Source organism: Agreia sp., assembly GCF_964263775.1.
In the GTDB taxonomy this organism is placed as follows: domain Bacteria; phylum Actinomycetota; class Actinomycetes; order Actinomycetales; family Microbacteriaceae; genus Agreia.
On the sequence record NZ_CAXVWM010000007.1, the window covers coordinates 1 to 18,210 of the forward strand.

Annotated in this window: 15 protein-coding genes and 2 pseudogenes; 12 read left to right on the forward strand and 5 right to left on the reverse strand. The window is 67.4% G+C overall.

The features are described from left to right. The 4 genes and pseudogenes from ACE5CZ_RS00390 to ACE5CZ_RS00405 all read left to right on the forward strand — a co-directional run. A pseudogene (locus ACE5CZ_RS00390) lies at positions 1–250 on the forward strand (F0F1 ATP synthase subunit beta); the annotation flags it as partial. 2 nt (positions 251–252) lie between these two features. Next, positions 253–516 (forward strand): F0F1 ATP synthase subunit epsilon, encoded by a 264-nt coding sequence (locus ACE5CZ_RS00395; protein WP_374945373.1) that lies wholly within the window; start codon positions 253–255, stop codon positions 514–516. A 21-nt stretch (positions 517–537) separates the two neighbouring features. Next, complete coding sequence (locus ACE5CZ_RS00400) at positions 538–1,290, forward strand: YaaA family protein (protein WP_374945374.1); 753 nt, start codon at positions 538–540, stop codon at positions 1,288–1,290. Positions 1,291–1,350: 60 nt separating this feature from the next. Beyond that, a complete protein-coding gene (locus ACE5CZ_RS00405; protein WP_374945375.1) occupies positions 1,351–1,887 on the forward strand; it encodes a DUF5684 domain-containing protein in 537 nt (178 codons plus the stop codon). A gap of 1 nt (position 1,888) precedes the next feature. Here ACE5CZ_RS00405 and ACE5CZ_RS00410 read toward each other — a convergent pair whose 3' ends face one another. Further along, positions 1,889–2,497: a DNA-3-methyladenine glycosylase I gene (locus tag ACE5CZ_RS00410; RefSeq protein ID WP_374945376.1), complete on the reverse strand. Its 609-nt coding sequence runs from the start codon at positions 2,495–2,497 to the stop codon at positions 1,889–1,891. Between the two features lie 190 nt (positions 2,498–2,687). Between ACE5CZ_RS00410 and ACE5CZ_RS00415 the strand changes: the two genes are divergently transcribed. The 6 genes and pseudogenes from ACE5CZ_RS00415 (at position 2,688) to ACE5CZ_RS00440 (ending at position 9,387) form a co-directional block, all read left to right on the forward strand. Then, positions 2,688–3,773, forward strand: coding sequence for a DUF4192 family protein (locus ACE5CZ_RS00415; RefSeq protein ID WP_374945377.1), 1,086 nt, complete (start codon positions 2,688–2,690; stop codon positions 3,771–3,773). A 77-nt stretch (positions 3,774–3,850) separates the two neighbouring features. After that, entirely contained in the window at positions 3,851–4,882 is a 1,032-nt protein-coding gene (locus ACE5CZ_RS00420) for an FHA domain-containing protein (protein ID WP_374945378.1), read from the forward strand. 69 nt (positions 4,883–4,951) lie between these two features. Next, positions 4,952–5,776 (forward strand): PP2C family protein-serine/threonine phosphatase, encoded by an 825-nt coding sequence (locus ACE5CZ_RS00425; protein ID WP_374945379.1) that lies wholly within the window; start codon positions 4,952–4,954, stop codon positions 5,774–5,776. Between the two features lie 5 nt (positions 5,777–5,781). Next, a pseudogene (locus ACE5CZ_RS00430) lies at positions 5,782–5,847 on the forward strand (zinc-ribbon domain-containing protein); the annotation flags it as partial. A gap of 3 nt (positions 5,848–5,850) precedes the next feature. Continuing rightward, positions 5,851–6,309: an FHA domain-containing protein gene (locus ACE5CZ_RS00435; RefSeq protein ID WP_374945457.1), complete on the forward strand. Its 459-nt coding sequence runs from the start codon at positions 5,851–5,853 to the stop codon at positions 6,307–6,309. A 102-nt stretch (positions 6,310–6,411) separates the two neighbouring features. Beyond that, positions 6,412–9,387 (forward strand): FtsK/SpoIIIE domain-containing protein, encoded by a 2,976-nt coding sequence (locus ACE5CZ_RS00440; RefSeq protein WP_374945380.1) that lies wholly within the window; start codon positions 6,412–6,414, stop codon positions 9,385–9,387. On the opposite strand, the gene ACE5CZ_RS00445 is transcribed toward ACE5CZ_RS00440, so the two are convergent. Both ACE5CZ_RS00445 and gabT read right to left on the reverse strand, forming a co-directional pair. Continuing rightward, positions 9,377–10,396, reverse strand: a complete 1,020-nt coding sequence (locus tag ACE5CZ_RS00445) for an asparaginase (RefSeq protein WP_374945381.1) — start codon at positions 10,394–10,396, stop codon at positions 9,377–9,379. The genes ACE5CZ_RS00440 and ACE5CZ_RS00445 overlap by 11 nt on opposite strands. Continuing rightward, the gene (gabT, locus tag ACE5CZ_RS00450; RefSeq protein ID WP_374945382.1) at positions 10,393–11,748 is read right to left on the reverse strand and encodes a 4-aminobutyrate--2-oxoglutarate transaminase; all 1,356 of its coding nucleotides are present in this window, start codon (positions 11,746–11,748) and stop codon (positions 10,393–10,395) included. The genes ACE5CZ_RS00445 and gabT overlap by 4 nt, the downstream gene beginning before the upstream one ends. A gap of 53 nt (positions 11,749–11,801) precedes the next feature. Between gabT and ACE5CZ_RS00455 the strand changes: the two genes are divergently transcribed. Beyond that, entirely contained in the window at positions 11,802–12,266 is a 465-nt protein-coding gene (locus ACE5CZ_RS00455; RefSeq protein WP_374945383.1) for an OsmC family protein, read from the forward strand. Beyond that, on the forward strand, positions 12,263–12,841 hold the full coding sequence (locus ACE5CZ_RS00460) for a 4'-phosphopantetheinyl transferase family protein (protein WP_374945384.1): 579 nt from the start codon (positions 12,263–12,265) through the stop codon (positions 12,839–12,841). Before ACE5CZ_RS00455 ends, ACE5CZ_RS00460 begins: the two co-directional genes overlap by 4 nt. 21 nt (positions 12,842–12,862) lie before the next feature. On the opposite strand, the gene ACE5CZ_RS00465 is transcribed toward ACE5CZ_RS00460, so the two are convergent. Together ACE5CZ_RS00465 and ACE5CZ_RS00470 are read right to left on the reverse strand one after the other, a co-directional pair. Then, positions 12,863–14,197, reverse strand: coding sequence for a M1 family metallopeptidase (locus ACE5CZ_RS00465; RefSeq protein WP_374945385.1), 1,335 nt, complete (start codon positions 14,195–14,197; stop codon positions 12,863–12,865). A gap of 8 nt (positions 14,198–14,205) precedes the next feature. Then, entirely contained in the window at positions 14,206–18,192 is a 3,987-nt protein-coding gene (locus tag ACE5CZ_RS00470; RefSeq protein ID WP_374945386.1) for a Pls/PosA family non-ribosomal peptide synthetase, read from the reverse strand. Positions 18,193–18,210 lie beyond the last annotated feature (18 nt).

Here is an 18,210-nt window from a genome sequence, read left to right on the forward strand (position 1 = left end):
TTCCGAAGAAGACAAGATCACGGTATCGCGCGCTCGTCGCATCCAGCAGTTCCTGTCGCAGAACACTTACATGGCCAAGAAGTTCACGGGCGTGGAGGGTTCGACGGTTCCGCTGAAAGACACCATCGAGTCGTTCTCGGCGATCGCCAATGGCGACTTCGACCATGTTGCAGAGCAGGCCTTCTTCAACGTCGGCGGCATCAATGACGTCGAAGAGAAGTGGGCCCAGATCGAGAAAGAGAACGGCTAGTCGTGGCTTCGCCGCTTACCGTGAGTGTCGTCTCGGCCGACCAAGAAGTGTGGTCGGGCGAGGCCACAATGGTCATCGCGAAGACCGTCGAGGGCGAGATCGGCATCCTGGCCGGTCACGAACCTCTGCTGGCCATCCTGGCCGAGGGTGAAGTTCGGGTGACTCAAGACTCCGGCACCCGCATCACGGCCCAGGCCGATGACGGATTTCTCTCCGTCGAGAACAACACCATCACCATCGTGGCGCGCAACGCGGCTCTCGTTTAGCGCAAGCGGGTAGTCGACCTCGTGCTCATCCTCCTCCCGCCGTCCGAGACGAAGCGGGAGGGGGGTGAGGGTCCGCGGCTGGATCTGACCCGATTACGGTTTCCGACGTTGGCGCCGACCCGGCGGCGGATCATCCGCGAGCTTCGATCACTTTCTCGCGACGAGGAAGCGACCCTGAGAGCGCTGAAGATCAGCGCACGACAGAGATCCGAAGTGACGCGCAATCGTCGCGTGACGACATCCCCGACGATGCCGGCTATCGACAGGTACACCGGTGTCGTCTTCGATGCCCTCGATTCCCTGAGCCTGCCGCCCGACGCCCGGCGGTTCGCCGCTTCCCACCTCGTGATCCAGTCGGCGCTTCTCGGCCCCATCGGAGCCATGGATCCTATTCCGGCTTACCGGCTGTCGCACGACTCCAAACTGCCGGGCATTCACCTCGCGAAGACGTGGGCGCAGGTCATGCCCAGCGACATAGGTTCGGCCGGCGATCTCGTGCTTGATTTCAGGTCGGAGGCCTACGTTGCGCTTTCGCCCCTGGCAGCGGGCACGAATTCCTGGTTTCTCCGTGTGGTGACAGAGGCTGAAGACGGCAGTGTGCGGGCGCTCAATCACTTCAACAAGAAGTCCAAAGGGCTCCTGACGCGCGCACTGCTGCTTCATGGCCGCGATCTGACCTCCGTCGACGAGGTATTCGCGGTGGCGGCAACGGCGGGACAGCGTATGGAACTCGGCGAACCGGGAGAAATTCGACTCTTCACGTCAGGGTCCTGAAAAAGGGTTCCTTCGCTGCCCGAGCCGAGCCGTGCTGCCGTGTGCCGCTAGTCTTGCTGCATGATCGCGACCTATGACTCCGACGGCTCCGCGACCGGCACCGCTGCCGGCCTCCTCTTCACTCTCATCTTTTCTGCCTTCTATGTGGTGCTCGTCGCAGCCGTCTATGTGATCGGTTCGTGGTTTCTCAGCAAGATCTTCGTGAAGGCAGGCGAGCCGGCCTGGAAAGGCTGGGTGCCGGTCTACAACTCCTGGACCTTCCTCGAGCTCGGTGGACAGGCCGGTTGGTGGGCCCTCGTCGCCGTCGTTCCCTTCGTCGGCATCGCGTCGAGCGTCTTCATCTGCCTCGCCGCGTACAACATCGGTCTGAGGTTCGCCAAGACCGGCGTGTGGGTCGTGCTCTACATTCTCGTGCCCTACGTCTGGTGGGGAATCGTCGCTTTCGACCGCTCCGTGTGGAATCCCCAGCCCATGGCGGGCATATTCGTCGCACCCGACTGGGCGCGACCCACCAGCGCCGCGCTGCGCTACGTTCCCCAAGCCCGGCCCGTCTACGCGCCATCGCAGCCCGGCGGCCCGCAGAACTCGTCGTACTGAGTCACAGTTTCGCCTCAGCCTCCAGCTCGTCTCCCCGAGCGCAGCCGATGGCATGGTCGTTGACCAGCCCTGCCGCCTGCATCAGGGCATGCATTGTCGTCGGGCCCACGAAAGTGAGTCCGAGGCCGCGCAGTGCCTTGCTGAGTTCGGTCGATGCGTCGGTGGCGGTGAGCACCTCGTCGACGGTTCGGGGACGACCGTGCTTCGTCGGGGCGTGGCTCCAGATCAGGCGATCGAGGGCACCCGGATCGCCGGCAACCAACTGGTCGATGGTTCTGGCGTTCGAAATCGTGGCCCGGATCTTCTGGCGATTTCGGATGATCGAGGGATCGCGGGCGAGGTCTTCGGCTGTGGCGAGATCGAATCGAGCGACGCGTGCGATCGCGAAGTCGTCGAATGCTGAACGGAACGCGGGTCGGCGTCGCAAAATGGTGATCCACGAGAGTCCTGCCTGAAATCCTTCCAGTGCGATCGTCTCGAAGAGCGCCTGGTCACCGTGCAGGGGAGCGCCCCATTCCTCGTCGTGATAGCGGCGGTATTCAGGGTCATCGGAGACCCAGCCGCAGCGCGGAATGCCGTCATCTCCGGTCGTGAGCAGTTCTCGTGTCATGTTTCGACAGTATCGCCGCGCAGTGCGGGGCTGACGACGGTGGCAGGAGCCGTGCATGCTCTGCGCACATCGGCGGCGGTGGGGGAATGTGCGGAAGCTTCTCCCTCACAGCGTCGAAAGGAGGCGCGCTTGTCCCCAGAACCGCGGCTGAGGGCACGGGTGGACGATGAACAGAACGATCCTGTCGTGCATGACTTCTTTGGTTAAAGCGAAAAGGCCCGCCGACTTCTTGGTCGCCCTGCCTCGCATTCTGGGGTATACCCCCACGAACAGCATCGTCGTCCAGACCTTTCAGAACAGGCGTACGGCCGCCTCACTGAGAGTCGATCTTCCCGCAGAATCCGAACAGGCGGAACCGCGGGCCATCGCGGATGCCGTCATCAGGCTCATCAGCCGGGTACCTCGCGTCGATGCCGTTCTCGTGGCGGTCTATACCGACGAGGCCTGGTCTGCGCGGGACAGGCCGCCGCGGCCGGTACTCGTCGAGGCGATCGTCACGCGGATGGCGTCGGCCGGACTCGGCATCGTCGACGCGATGTGCTGTTCGGGTCGCGCCTGGGCGTCATACCTCGACGCAGAGCACGGGGTGTTCGACGACCAAGAGACGATGAGAATCGAGTCGGAACTCGATCGCGTGGGGGCGCCGCGTGATGTCGTGGGCGTCGCCCAGGGTGCGCCGCCGATATCGACGGGGCCGGTCGGGCTACGCGACGAGGTGGCCGCGGCGTCGGCCGCAATCACCCACGATGCCCACGACCGGGAGAGGCTCTGGACGTGGTCGACGGCCTCCGTGCTGTGGACGGACGCGCTCGAATCCACACCCTCCGACATTCCCCCGCAAGCGGTCGCTGCCCTGCTCTGGAGCATCAGGGACAAGGGGGTCCGTGACTGCGTGCTGATGTTGATGGCCTGGGGAAACGACGCCGGCGACCGTGCCGCCGTCGACACGCAGACGCTGCAGGCTGGTGCGGCCGTGCCCGCCGGGTCCATCCTCGAAACATTCGTCGGCGAGGGAAGGATCAGCCCGGACGGATTGCGAGTGGAGGGGGCCGTGCGACTTCTGCGGCGCCTCGTGTCGCTCTCTGCGAGACCGTGGCAGCTGGCGCCCCTCACGATGCTCGCGTGGTTCGAGTGGGCTCGCGGACAGGGCTCCGCTGCGGGAGACTACCTCGACGAGGCGCTGTCGATCGGGCCCGGCTATGAACTGGCCCGTCTCTTCGAACAGCTGGTCGGCATGGGGCGGGTCCCCGATTGGGTAGGCAGGACGCCCGCGTGATCACGGGCAGCAGAGCACCGTTCTCGAGCGGTTCGTGTGTGCGGCGCCGTCGAACTTCTTACGATTAGGCTCGACGTGTGGCAGCAGAACGCAACAACCCGGGCAGGGTCGTGTACGTGGCGGCCTCGTCGCGGGGCGCCCGCACAGTGGTCGTCGCCCCCGGGCTGGTCGCCGTAATTGCAGGCGAATGCCCGCCAGCCGTGCTGTCGCGGCTGTGGGGCGAGATGTCGAGCGTCGCTTCGTCGTTCGAGCGGGTCGTTCAGGTCATACCGTCGCTCGGCGCCGACGCGGTGGCCTCGTTCGCGGTGGCCGCGGTGGAGTCGGAGCATTCGGCGACTCGCATCGTGTCGGTCGTCGCTCGTGGCGATTCGTTCGTCGATGTGCACACGGAGGATGCTGCGCCCCGGCGCTTCTCCTCGCAGGGTCTCCAGCCGTGGCACCTGGCCTCGTTCTCCGGCGTGACCGGCCTGCGCATCGGTGGGGGAGCGCGACCGAGCGCCCTCGCCGACGTGCTCACCGTCTCGGGAACGGAGCTGCCCCTGGTGCTCGGTGCGGCATCCGCCGATTCGGTCGTGTGGATGCTCGACGAAAGTTCTACGATCGTCGACCCTGTGGCGATGCGCGCGAATCCGCGAGGGCACACCGTTGATGCCGAGCGAGATGACAGCGAGATCACGCTCGAGCGTGCCCCCGAGAGGCGTCGACCTCGTCACGGCGGCTCACCCGAGAATCTTCGTGCAGCACCTGTGGCTGCGCCCCGCCTGCGCCCCTGCCGCGTCAGAATCGGATCGCATGCGCCGTTCGAACTGCACGTGCCCGTCTACATCGGGCGGCGCCCTCGGGGGCCCCGTCAGCTCGGAAGCGATCAAGTGATTCTCGTCGAAGTGCCGTCGCCCACGCGCGAGGTCTCCGCGTCGCACCTCCACATCGTGCAACGAGGTCGAGAGGTGGTGGTGACCGACCTGAAGTCCACGAACGGCACGGCAGTCACCCTGCCCGGGTCGCCTCGGATAAAGTTGCAGCAGGGGGATTCGATCGTTCTTCCCCCGTACAGCAGGGTCGAAATCGGCGACGGCAATGTCATCGAGGTACTTCCTGCAGCAGATTGACCGAGCCGAACGCCCCGCGCACCGTCGCAGGCGCCCGTTCCTGTTCCGCACGTCGAGGAGAAGAGCCCCGTGACCCAGATCGGTGACAGCGCCGCCCATGTGAGCGTTGTGCTTCCCGGCGGCGCAGACACGACCCTGACCTTGACCTGGTCGTTTCTGTCAGATCGGGGTAACAAACGCGCCGTCAACGAGGACAGCGTCGTCGCGAACCCTCCGCTGTTCGCGGTGGCCGACGGCATGGGCGGCCACTCCGCCGGCGACATCGCCAGCGCCGCGGTCGTGACCCGCCTCGGAGACATCACGGGCAGGGCCTACGTCGATGCGGACACGATCGATCACGCGCTCGAATCGGCTCTCGCCGACATAGACCGCGTGGGCGACGAAAGCGTCCTCGGCACGGGCACGACCGTCACAGGGGTCGCGCTCACCATCGTCGACGACGAAGCGCAGTGGGCGGTTTTCAATATCGGTGACTCCCGGGTCTATGTTTTCGCCGACGATGTGCTCGATCAGGTCACGACCGATCATTCCGTGGTTCAGGAGATGGTGGCCGCCGGTCTCATCACCCGGGAGCAGGCCGACGTTCACCCCGACAGCAACGTGATCACCCGCGCCGTCGGTTTTCATGAAAAGCCGGTGCCCGACTACTCGCTCATTCCGGTGGAGCCGGGCCAGCGCATCCTCGTCTGCTCCGACGGACTGACGAAGGAGTTGACCGACCACGGCATCCGGCACTACCTCGCAACCGCAGAATCGGCCGAGCTGGCTGCGAGCGAGCTCGTGGCGGCTTCGCTGGCGAACGGCGGCAGAGACAACGTGACCGTACTCGTGCTCGACGTGACCCTGGCGGTCGACGAGATCGAGTCGACTCGACCGAGCGTGCCCACGCCGTGAGCTCCGTGAGATGCAAGACCTGCGGCACCGTCCTTCCTGATGGCGCGATGTTCTGTGGGGAATGCGGCAGTTCCGTGCTCGCCGCGTCTGCGTTGAGCGACACCCAGCACGTGACGCCGTTGCCCGGTCCCGGTTTAGGCGCCGTTTCCGGTCGTCGCGAGGCGGCCGCACCTCCCGCTCGTACGGCAGCGAGCACGGCCGAGGCGCGGGCGAGCTTTCGGCTGGTGTTCAGTACCGGTGAGAGCGTCGTCATTCGAGGACCGGGCTTGATAGGTCGGAATCCGGTGCCCGCCCTGAACGAGCCTCAGCTCGAGATCGTACGAATCGTAGACCCGCAGCTGAGCGTGTCGAAGACTCATCTCGAGTTCGGTATCGAAGACGGCCTGTTCTGGATCAGCGACAGGAACTCCGGCAACGGCACATCCATTTTCGCGTCGAATGACGAACCGGTGGACGCGCTGCCGGGCGAACGGTATGGAGTGGCACGAGGCACGCGCATCCGCATCGGCGAGCAGCACTTCGACATATTCTGAGACTGAGGGTACCTGCGCTCCACAGGAGCTGTTTTGCAGAACCTGTCCACGGATACGGTCCAGTTCGACCCCCTGGGCGTGTGCGAAGGGTCTACTCGGTGCATGCACATGTCTCGACGTCGCTCGACCCGCTCCCGTGACGAGTCCTTGCCGGGTGAAAAACGAGACGATGGCACGGTCGATGTCGAGGTCTCTGTCGACATCTCTGGCGACGATCCGATTGCCACGGACCCTGTCGTCGTCCCCCGCAGGGCCGATCCGCCTCCGAGGCCTCACTTTCCCCTTCTGGGGTCGCTTGCACCGCTCGGCGTTGCCGTCATCGTCTGGTTCGTTCTGCATTCGCCGCTCGCTCTCGTGTTCGCACTGCTCTCGCCGGTTCTGGCCGTAGCGAGTCTCTTTGACGGCAAGGTCAGCGGCCGACGGGCCAGGCGGCGAAACGACGCGGACTTCGTGAGGAGACGCCGCACCTTCACGCGGCGGGTCGAGGCGCTTCACACACGCGAGATCGAGGCGCTCGCGCAGCAGGCCCCGTCCGCGCGGTCGATTTTCGAACGACAGGTCAATGCTTTTACGGCCACGGCGGCAGGGCAGCCGTTGGTCCGCCTCGGCCGAGGTCCGGTGATCAGCGGCATCCGGGTGGAGGGGGTAGCCGACGACGACAATGACGAAACGCGCCGGTTGCGTGCCGACGCGCGTGTGCTGAGGATGGCGCCGGTGCTCGCCCCAGCTCCCGCACGAATCGCGGTCGTCGGGGCGTGGCCGCTCGTCGACGCGCTGGCTCGCGGATACGCAGTGCAACTGGCCGCGGCGATCTCGCCCGACGCAGGGGTATTCCTGGCGAATGCGGAGTCGAAGACCGGGCGCTCCCGCGAATGGGAATGGGCCGAATTTCTTCCTCACTCCGGTGTCGACGCGGTGCAACTCGGAGCGCTCGACGGAGCTCGAAGACCGTTGAGTTCGACGTTCGTCGTGGTCGCAGAATCACTCGACTCCGTGCCGGCCGAGGCGACCGTCGTCATCGCCGTCGAATCCGCCGCCAGGGCCATAGTGCTTCGCCACGCTCGACGCTCGACGCCGTTTCGCATAGAGGGTGAATTCGTCTCGGTCGATCAGGCGGAGGCGCTGTGCGAGAGACTCGCACGGCAGACGAGGAGGGCAGCCCGTGAGGTCTACGAGCTGCCATCGCGGCTCTCGATGTCGGAGCTCGAGAAGCTCTCGGGGCAGCCGGTTGGAGGCGAACGCGTGATGCCGTCGTCGAGCCTCGGGGCGGCGATCGGAGTCGGCGAGAACGGAGAGGTCTTCAGACTCGATCTCGTCGAACAGGGGCCGCACGCGGTGGTCGCAGGCACCACGGGAAGCGGTAAGAGCGAGCTTCTCGTCACGTGGGTGAGCGCCCTGGCGCGCTCCTATGACGCATCGGTGTTCACTGTTCTGCTGGTGGACTTCAAGGGAGGTGCCGCGTTCGACCCTCTGACCGCACTCGACCAGTGTGTCGGACTCATCACCGATCTCGATCCGGGCGGGGCCAAGCGAGCCCTCTCGAGCCTCAGGGCCGAGATCCGATGGCGGGAAAGGATACTCCGCGAGTCGGGAGCACGAGACATCTCCGATGCGCGTCTGGAGGACCGTCTGCCTCGCCTCGTGATAGTCGTCGACGAGTTCGCCGCCATGCTGTCGGAGTTCCCGCAACTGCACGACGTGTTCGCCGACATCGCGGCACGAGGTCGTTCGCTGGGGATGCACCTCGTGCTCTGCACGCAGAGGCCGTCCGGTGTCGTCCGAGACTCCTTGCTCGCCAATTGCGAACTCCGACTGTCGCTTCGCGTGAACAATGCGGCCGACTCGACCGCCATCATCGGAAGTCCCGCGGCCTCGATGCTCTCGCCGGCGCATCGGGGTCGCTGCCTCGTCTCCATCGGCGGGCGGACGCCGGTCAGTGTTCAGATAGCACACACGGATGCCGCGGGAATCGACTCGTCGATGTCGACCGTTACGAGCATCCGAACCCCGTGGTTGCCCGCTCTGTCGCAGGACATCATGCTCGCCGACGTGCCCTCGCCGCCCTCGGGCTTCGCGATCGGGCTGCTCGACCTACCCGACGAGCAGCGACAGCCACCGGCTGCGTACGATCCCGGTGAGCACGGATCTCTGCTGGTTCTCGGCTCGTCGCGGTCGGGTAAGTCGACGCTTCTGACCACGATCGCACACCAGGCGCCGTCGGTGATCACCATCGGCTCGGGGGTCGAAGAGCTGTGGGACTCGGTGCGTGATGTCGTCGCCCTGTGCCGTCGACGTCAGGCGGAGGGAGGGTCGCAGCGGCCGGTCATCGTTCTCATCGACGACCTCGATGCGACGTTGAGATATTTCGAGTCCGAGTATCAGACAGAGCTGGTCTCCGAGCTGACCACGATCCTGAGAGACGGCCATTCGTGCAGCATCACGCTCGTCGCCACGGCCCAGCGATTGGCCGCGCCCCTGACCGCGCTGGCCCCCTTGTTTTCCGAACGCATCCTTCTGAGGTTCGCGAGTCGCCAGGAGTACATCGTCGCCGAAGGCACGGGGAGCCACCACGACCCCCGCCTTCCTCCGGGGGCCGGGCATTGGAGGGGTGCGCGGCTGCAGGTTGCGAGAACGCCGCCCCTGTCGCCGACGCGAATGCCGTCTCCGACGCGGATGGCGCCGCCGTCGCGCCACTCCCGGGATGGTCGTCGACAGCCGCCGCTCCTCCTGCTGGTCGTCGCCTCCCGACCCTCGCTGTACCTCGACCGACAGACGGAGGCTGTTCCGCCGGAGGTCAGGCTCGTCGACGTCGGCGATCGTGCTGCCGTGTCGACCTTTTCACCTGAGACCGATCAGTCGACATGGCTCGTCGGCACGCCGGACGCCTGGGTCGCCGCCTACACCACGTTCGCGGGGCTCCGAAGCCGGATCCCCGTGTACTTCGACGGGTGCACTCTCAGCGATTTTCGCTCGCTGACCCGTCGTCGCGACCTGCCTCCGCCCATGGAGCGCGGTAGAAGCGTGCAATGGCTGCTCACCCCCGATGGCGCGGTCAGCAGATTCGATCTCAGGCGGTGACCCTGATTCGTCCGACGGAAACTCCACCGCCGAGCACCGCGAGGTCGAACCGGCCGAGCAGCGTGTCGACGTCACTGCGGGCGACGGCGCCGGCGCGAACGAGCAGTTCGAGCGCCACGATCGCGGCGGCGCGCAGGCCGCCATCGAGAATCTTCAGTGCGACGGCCACCCCGGATCGGGTCGACATGACCATCACTCCCTCGGCGCCGAGCTTAGCGAAGAGCTGGAGTTCGTCGATGACCAGGGTGTTCTGCTCGTTCGGGGAATCGATCGCCCAGCCGTTCGCGAGCACCGATTCGACGAGCCATGCCGAATCGGCCGTCGCGCCCCGCGCGATGTGAGACACGCCCCGTGCGAGCGCGCGCAAGGAGATCGCGTGCACGGGAGCACCGCACCCGTCGACGCCGGAGGCGGCAATTCCGTCACCGGTCTCCCGCTCTATGACCTCGCGGACGCGCAGCTGCATGGGGTGGGCTGGGTCGAGGTAATCGGTCGTGCTCCAGCCCTGCTGAACGCACGCGAGCAGCATCGCGGCGTGCTTGCCGGAGCAGTTCATATAGATGGGCTGCGCACCACCGCCCGCCCGGATCACGTCATCGCGGGCCGCGCGGTCGCCGGGCCAATCCGGGGGGCAACCGAGGGCCGACTCGTCGAGGGAGGCCAGCCGCAGGATGTCTCGCACGACCTCGACATGGCGAGGCGTTCCGTGATGGCTCGCCATGGAGAGCGCGGTCTGCAGGGGGGTGAGGCGCACACCGGTCTCGCGGACAGCCAGCGCTTGAAACGGCTTGAGGCTCGACCGGGGAAAAACGGGTGCGTTGGCGTCGCCGAGCTCACTCAGCACGTCACCCGAGGGGCCGACGACGACGGCGGCGCCGATGTGACGCGATTCGACGAAGCCGCTGCGCTCGAGAACCGCCAGCTCGACGGCAGCATCGATCGTCACGGCGCCCAGGGGCGCGGCGGGCGCGGCGGCCGCGGATTCCCCGTCGGACGCGGCAGCCGTCATCGGAGGGTAGCCATCGCGTCGTCGATAACCCCGAGGGCGTCGGCGAGGAGTTCGTCGGAGATGGCGAGACTGGGGAGGAAGCGCACGATGTTGCCATAGGTTCCCGCGTTCAGAACCAGAACGCCCTGGGATGCGGCGTAGGACACGATCGCGTCGACAGCTGCGGGGTTGGGCTCCTTCGTCGTCGAACCCGTGCCGGGCTGCACCAGTTCGATCGCGATCATCGCCCCGATGCCCCGGATGTCGCCGATGATGTCGTACGTGGAGGCCAGGGCCTCGAGACCCGTAAGGAGGGTCTGACCGATTCGTGTCGCCTCGGCGAGGAGACCGTCGCTCTCTATCTGCTCGAAGACGGCGACGGCCGCCGCCGCGGCGACGGGGTTGCCGCCGAACGTTCCGCCCAGGCCGCCCGGGAGGGCGGAATCCATGATCTCGGCTCGTCCGGTAACGCCCGCGAGGGGGAGCCCGCCCGCAATGCCCTTGGCACTCAGGACCATATCGGGAACCAGGCCGAAATGCTCGCTGGCGAAGTAGGCGCCGGTGCGGGCCATTCCGCTCTGGATCTCGTCGGCGATGAAGACGACGCCGTTCTCTGTGCACCACTGCTGCAACGCGGGCAGGTAGCCGTCGGCGGGAACGACGAATCCGCCCTCACCCTGGATCGGTTCGACTACGAGGCAGGCGAGGTCGTAGGCGCCGACCGTCTTCTCGAGGTAGCCGATGGTGCGGAGAGCGGCTTCTGCACCGGTGAGGCCGTCGTGGTACGGGTAGGAGTTCGGTGCGCGGTAGACGTCGCCCGCGAACGGTCCGAATCCGGTGGAGTACGGAGCCGCCTTGAAGTTCATGGCCATGGTCAGATTGGTGCGACCGTGGTAGGCGTGTTCGAGAACGGCCACTCCCGTGCGCCGCGTGTATTTACGCGCGATCTTGACCGCGTTCTCGACGGCCTCGGCGCCGGAGTTGACGAGCACCGTCTTCTTGGCGAAGTCGCCCGGAGTGTGCTGGGCGAGGAGCTCGGCGACCCGCACGTACTCTTCATACGGCGTGACGGTGAAGAGCGTGTGTGTGACCTTTCCGAGCTGCGCGGTCGCGGCCTCGATCACGCGGGCAGAGGTGTGACCGACCGTGGTGACCCCGATGCCCGCGCCGAGGTCGATGAACTGGTTGCCATCGGCATCCACGAGGATCGCGCCGTTCGCCCGCTCGATGTAGATGGGCAGGGCGGTGCCGACCCCCACCGGCACGACGGCCAGGCGTCGCTCGTGCAGCGCGACGCTGTGCGGACCGGGGATCGCCGTGACGACCTTGCGCTCTTGGGCGACGGTGTACGAGGAATTCAGCGTGTCAGTCATGATGAGATCGAGTTTACCGTCGCCTCCGACCGCTGCCCCGTTAGGCTGATCGAGTGAAAGCGCAGCATTCCTACACCGTGACCGTAGAGTGGCTTGGAAATCGAGGCACGGGCACGAGTGGCTACCGCGACTACGGTCGTGAGCACCTCATCGGAGCAGAAAGAAAGCAGGCGATCGAGGGCAGCGCCGACCATACGTTCCACGGCGATAGAGACCGGTGGAATCCGGAGGAGATGCTGCTGGCCGCGCTCAGCCAGTGCCACATGCTCTCGTACCTGCACGTAGCGGTGCTGCACGGCGTCGTGGTGACGGGATACACCGACGAGGCGACCGCAAGCCTCGCTCTCGACCGCACGGGTGGGGGACGCTTCACCTCGGCGACGCTGCACCCGAGAGTCGAACTCGCCGATCCGACGCAGGCCGAGCTGGCCAGATCGCTGCACGGCGAGGCGAGCGAGAAGTGCTTCATCGCGAACTCGGTCAACTTTCCCGTGCTGCACGAGCCCGTTCTCGGATGACGACCCGGCACGTCTGGGTGCGAAGGGAGCCGATACCGGCGCCCGACGCGCTTGAACGCGCCGTCGCATCCGTCGCCGGCGTGCCGAGTGACAGAGTCGTGCTCGACTCGCGCTGCGACGACTGCGGCCGGCCGCACGGCAAACCCCGCGTGGTCGTGCCACGAGCGCGCGATGGATCGGAGATCGTCGTGAGCAAGACCTCGGCGGCGGGCATCATCGTCACCGCCGTCTCGATCGACGCCCGCGGTGACGATCTCGGCGTCGACCTCGAATCACTCGTGCAGGTCTCGCGGACGCGCGTCGACGAGGTGGCCTTCGCGGATGCAGAACGCGACCTCATCGACGATGAGCCCGACCAGACCCGCACCCTGCTGCGCACCCGCCTGTGGTCGCGCAAGGAGGCCTATCTCAAGGCGACCGGGCGCGGTCTGCGCCTCGACCTGACGACCGTCGACCTCGCATCCGGCATCGTGCCCGGCGCGGTCATCGTCGACGTGCCCCTAGACGACCCGTCCCTGGTGCTCACCGTCGTGATGCTCGGTCATGAGCCCGTCGCCGCCCTGCTCATCGACTAGCACCCGCCACACGAGGCGCGCTCAGCTCGGCAGCACCGGCAGGCGCTTTGTGAAGAGCCAGCTCTCGAAGAGGTCGTCGAGGTCGACGGCGCTGCGTTCGCGGGCGTGCAGGTAGAAACCCTCTGTCGTGACGTTGCCGTAGCGGTTCTCGGTGGCCCAGGAACTGAGAAGTTCGAAGAAGGCGTCGTCTCCGATGGTCGTGCGCAGCGCGTGAAGGGTCAGGGCGCCCCGCTTGTAGACCCGGTCGTCGAACATCAATTCGGGGCCGGGATCGCCGATCGCGAGGTCTTGTGCGAGATGCGACAACCTGCCCCAGTGCTGGTGCGCGAGCCTGTCTGCCGTCGGCCCGCCTGCCTCTTCCGACCACAGCCATTCGGCGTAGCAGGCGAAACCCTCGTGCAGCCAGATGTCCTTCCACGTCGTCGCGGTGAGGCTGTTGCCGAACCACGAATGCGCGAGCTCGTGGGCGATGAGCCTCTCGGAGCGCCCGAGCCCGTCGATGTGGTTCTTGCCGAAGACGGCGAACCCGTGCGCTTCGACGGGGATCTCGAGGTTGTCGTCGGTGACGACCACCGAATACTCGCCGAAGGGGTACGGGCCGAACGATCGCTCGAAGAGGGCGAGCATGCGGTGCTGGTCGGCGAAGTCCTTTTCGGCGCGAGCCATGAGGTCGATCGGCGCGAAGACGCTCTGCGCCACCGGCAGACGGGCGAGCACGACCTCGCGGTAGGCCCCGATCTGGATGCTGGCCGAGTAGCTGGCCATCGGCTCGACGGTCTCGAACGTCGACGTCGTGCGGCTCGCCCGTCGCACCCGGGAGATCAGGCGGCCGTTCGCCAGGACCGAGTACGACGACTCCGCAGTGATGCGGATGCGATAGGAGGCCTTGTCGCTCGGATGGTCGTTGCAGGGAAACCAGCTCGGCGCGCCCGAGGGCTGCGATGCGACGAGCACACCGTCGCTGAGTTCCTCCCACCCGAGTTGGCCCCAGACGCTCCGCACGGGGCGAGGCGACCCGCCGTAGCGCACGGTCACGACGAACTGGTCGCCTGCCCCGATGGTGCGGGCAGGGGTGATGGTGAGTTTGCGCGCGGATTCGACGAGCTTCGAGGGTGCGATGCCGTCGACGCTCACGCGGGTTGCGACGAGGCCGCAGAAGTCGACACTGAAACGGCTCAACTCGTGCGTCGCCGTGGCCGTGATGACGGCGGTGGCGGCCAGCCGGTTGTTCGCGACCTTGTAGTCGAGGTCGAGGTCGTAGTGCGAGACCGTGTAGCCACCGTTGCCGCTGTACGGAACGTAGGTGTCGCCTATGGTCAGAGACCCGTGACTGGGGTGGGAGCGTGAGTGCGGCATGGGGTCGCTCAAGTATTCCACGGGGCGATGGGGTTGCCGGTCCACCGGCTGGCGACCGGAACGGTCTCGCCGCGCATCACGAGCGATGCTGGTCCCACCGTTGCGCCGTGGTCGATTCGCCCCGCGGGCAAGATGACGCTGTGCGGGCCGAGGGTCGCTCCGGATGCGATCACGACTGTATCGAGCGACATCACGCGGTCGTGAAACAGGTGCGTCTGCACGACGCAGCCGCGGTTCACGCTCGATCCGTCGCCGAGTTGCACGAGATCGGCCTCGGGAAGCCAGTAGGTCTCGATCCACGCTCCGTGGCCGATGCGGGCGCCGAGCGACGCCAGCCACAGCGCGAGGGCGGGCGTGCCCGTCGCGGCGCGGGCGAACCACGGTGCCGCCACCATCTCGACAAACGTGTCCGACACCTCGTTGCGCCAGATGAACGACGACCACAGCGGATGTTCGGTGGCCCGGATTCGGCCGACGATCGTCCACTTGGCGACGGTTGTGACGACTGCCGCGACCGCGCCTGCCGCAAGCATGACCAGGCCCGACAGCGCGATCGTCCAACCCAGGCCGAGCTGGATGTGGAGCAACTCGAGTGCGAGGAGGACGCCCAGGCCGATTGCACCGGTGATCATGACGGGCACGAGCCGGCACAGCTCCCACAGGGCGCGTGCCACCCTCAGCGACGTCGGCGGTTCGTAGGTTCGGCTCTCGTCGAATTCGGCGACGGCACGGCGCAGTCGAACCGGCGGGTTGCCGAGCCACGACGACCCGGACTTGGCCTTGCGCGGCGTCGCCGACAGTACGGCGACGAGCCCGTTCTTCGGAACGGTGCGGCCGGGGCCGGTCATTCCACTGTTGCCGAGGAACGCCCTCCGGCCGATCTTCGCCTCGTCGATGCGCATCCAGCCGCCGCCGAGCTCGTACGACGCGACCATCGTGTCGTCGGCGAGGAAGGCATGGTCGCCGATGGTGGTCATGGCGGGAAGGAGCAGCACCGTCGACGCCTCGACGTTCGTGCCCACCGTGGCGCCCAGGAGCCGGAGCCATACCGGGGTGACCAGGCTCGCATAGAGCGGAAAAAGGAGGGTGCGCGACTGGTCGAGCAGGCGCTCGGTGGCCCAGACCTGCCAGCCCACGCGCGATCGCACAGGGTAGTGACCCGGCGCGAGCCCCATGCCGAGAAGGCGAACGCTCACGACGACGAGCGCCGCGAAGATCAGGCCCGCGGCCACCGTCGCGAAGGGAACCGATGCCAGGGCCCTCAGGGCGAGTTCACCGAGCGAGGCCGAACCGCGCACCATCGCGCCGGTGACCAGGGCGCCGACGGCGAGCGCGACCAGGGGCAGCAGAGACAACAGCACCGAGCCGGCCCCGTAGGCGACGACCCAGACGGATGCGCGCGGCGGCCGCTCGGCGGGCCAGCCCGGGCGGGCCTTGCCCATGCGCTCGGCTGGGGAGCCGGCCCAGCGTTCGCCCCCGGGGACGCGGCCGAAGACCGACGAGCCCGCGGCGATCTCTGCGCCCCGGCCGACCCGAGCGCCCGGCAGCAGGGTGCTTCGAGAGCCGATCGTCGCATCCGCACCGATGGTGACCGTGCCGACGCGCAGAACGTCGCCGTCGATCCAGTAGCCCGACAGGTCGACCTCCGGCTCGATCGCGGCCCGCGCGCCGAGTGTGAGCATTCCCGTGACCGGCGGCAGCGAGTGCAGGTCGACGCCCTCGCCGACCGTCGCGCCCAGCGCCCGCGCGTAGTAGGAGATCCAGGGTGCACCCGCGAGGCTGGCGGCCCCGACGAGTGCGGCGACCTGTTCCGCCAGCCAGAGGCGCAGGTGCACCCGGCCGCCTCGGGGATAGGCGCCGGGTGCGACGCCACGCAAGAGGAGACGCGCGGCGACGACGGAGACGGCCATGCGACCAAGGGGTGTCACGAAAACAAGGAATGCGCCGACGAGCCACCACCACGAGACGGAGGGAAGCCAGTCGATGCCGGCGATGCCGCTGAGGAGCGCGTTGGCGGCGAGCAGGTAGACGCTCCAGCGGGCGCCGACGATGAGGTGGAGCGGAATGCCGAGCAGAGTCTGTGCCCACTGCATGGAGCGCGGTGTGGGGACGACCGTGCGCGGCTCCGTGGCAGCGCTCGGAACCCGTGCGTCGAGTTCGGTCGCCAGCGCGCCGATGCGCGGATGGTCGTAGATGTCGGAAACGCGCGCCTCGGGAAAGCGCGAGCGGATCATGCTCGTGAGCTGGGCGGCGGCCAGGCTGCCGCCGCCGGCCGCGAAGAAGTCGTCGCGTTCGTCGGTGACGGTGCTGCCGAGAACGTCGGCCCATAAGCCGGCCAGCCATCCGGCGGTCTCGCCGAGCTGGGCCGCCGTGGCCGCAGGGCCGGCACCATCTGCGGATGCGAGGGGCCAGGGAAGCGCCGACCTGTCGAGTTTGCCGGAGATGCGGGTCGGAATGGACTCGATGACGGCGAGGGCGGGAACCAGGGCGGCCGGCAGCTCTTCGCGGAGCCGCGTCACGGCTGCGGCGCGGTCGAAGTCGCGCTCAGAGATCGTCGCCTCGAGAGCGAGATAGCCGACGAGAACCTGATTGCCCGCGGCCGTTGTCTGCACCACGGCGGCCGCCCCGGCGACGCCGGACAGGGCCTGCAACGCCGCCTCGATCTCGCCGAGCTCGATGCGCCGGCCGCCCAGCTTGACCTGGTCGTCGGCACGGCCCTGGAAGACGAGTCCCGCACGCTCGAAGCGCACCAGGTCTCCGCTGCGGTAGGCGCGGGGCCAGCCGAGGCTGGGCAGCGCCGCGTACTTCTCGGCGTCTTTCGCCGGGTCGAGGTAGCGGGCGAGGCCCACGCCGCCGATGATGAGCTCGCCGACCTCGCCCTCGCCGACCGGGTTCCCGGCCGCGTCGACGACGGCGAGATCCCAGCCGTCGAGAGGGAGCCCGATGCGAACGGGCGTCGATCCGTCGAGAAGGGCGCCGCAAGCGACGACGGTCGCCTCCGTCGGTCCGTAGGTGTTCCACAGTTCACGCGCCGGTGTGGCCAGTCGCGTCGCGAGCTCGGGCGGGCAGGCCTCGCCCCCGAAGATGAGCAGGCGTACGTTCTCGAGCGACTCCGCAGGCCAGAGTCCCGCCAGGGTGGGAACCGTCGAGACGACCGTGATGCCGTGGGCGATGAGCCACGGCCCGAGGTCGGCGCCCGAACGCACGAGGGAGCGGGGCGCGGGCACGAGGCACGCTCCGTGCCGCCAGGCGAGCCACATCTCCTCGCACGACGCGTCGAAGGCCACCGAGAGCCCCGCGAGCACCCGGTCGCCCTGGTCGAGCGGCTCGCTCTGCAGGAACATCCGGGCCTCTGCGTCGACGAACGCGGCGGCAGACCGATGGGTGACCGCGACCCCCTTGGGAACACCTGTCGAGCCCGAGGTGAAGATGATCCACGCGTCGTCGTCGGGGGTGGGCGAGCCGACGGTGGTGATGGTGCCCGTGCCCGTGCCCGTGCCCGTGCGCACCGGCTCGACTGCCACGCTCGCGCGCGAATCGAGGCGCCGGGTGCCGTCGGCCGAGGTGCGCGGCACGATCGCCCCGTCGGCGCCGATGAAGCCCACGACATCCGCCTCGCCGAACACGAGCTCCGCCCGCTCGTCGGGGTCGTCGGCATCGACCGGAACGTAGGCTGCGCCGAGCGCCAGCACGGCGAGGATCGAGATGTAGAGGGTGCGATCGCCTGACGGGATGCGGATGCCCACCCTGTCGCCGCGCCGCACGCCGGCGATCGAGAGTGCCACGGCGGCCTGCGACACGAGTCGCACCAGCCCGCGGTAGCTGATCGATCCGTTCGCGTCGGCGAGCGCGGCCGATTCCGGATGCCTGGCGGCCGAGTCGCGCAGGATGTCGACGAGGGTTCGCGGGGGCGGTGTTCGTTCGCTGCCCAGAAGGAGTCCGCGGCCAGCGAGGGAGTCGGTCACGGAAGTCTCCTGGGGTTTCGATCGCCGCATGCCCACGCGGCGATCGAA

Coding starts and splice junctions, on each gene's coding strand:
- ACE5CZ_RS00405 (WP_374945375.1), top strand. CDS start 1,351: ATGATCGCGACCTATGACTCCGACGGCTCCGCGACCGGCACCGCTGCC.
- ACE5CZ_RS00410 (WP_374945376.1), bottom strand. CDS start 2,497: ATGACACGAGAACTGCTCACGACCGGAGATGACGGCATTCCGCGCTGC.
- ACE5CZ_RS00415 (WP_374945377.1), top strand. CDS start 2,688: ATGACTTCTTTGGTTAAAGCGAAAAGGCCCGCCGACTTCTTGGTCGCC.
- ACE5CZ_RS00440 (WP_374945380.1), top strand. CDS start 6,412: ATGCACATGTCTCGACGTCGCTCGACCCGCTCCCGTGACGAGTCCTTG.
- ACE5CZ_RS00445 (WP_374945381.1), bottom strand. CDS start 10,396: ATGACGGCTGCCGCGTCCGACGGGGAATCCGCGGCCGCCGCGCCCGCC.
- gabT (WP_374945382.1), bottom strand. CDS start 11,748: ATGACTGACACGCTGAATTCCTCGTACACCGTCGCCCAAGAGCGCAAG.
- ACE5CZ_RS00460 (WP_374945384.1), top strand. CDS start 12,263: ATGACGACCCGGCACGTCTGGGTGCGAAGGGAGCCGATACCGGCGCCC.
- ACE5CZ_RS00465 (WP_374945385.1), bottom strand. CDS start 14,197: ATGCCGCACTCACGCTCCCACCCCAGTCACGGGTCTCTGACCATAGGC.
- ACE5CZ_RS00470 (WP_374945386.1), bottom strand. CDS start 18,192: ATGCGGCGATCGAAACCCCAGGAGACTTCCGTGACCGACTCCCTCGCT.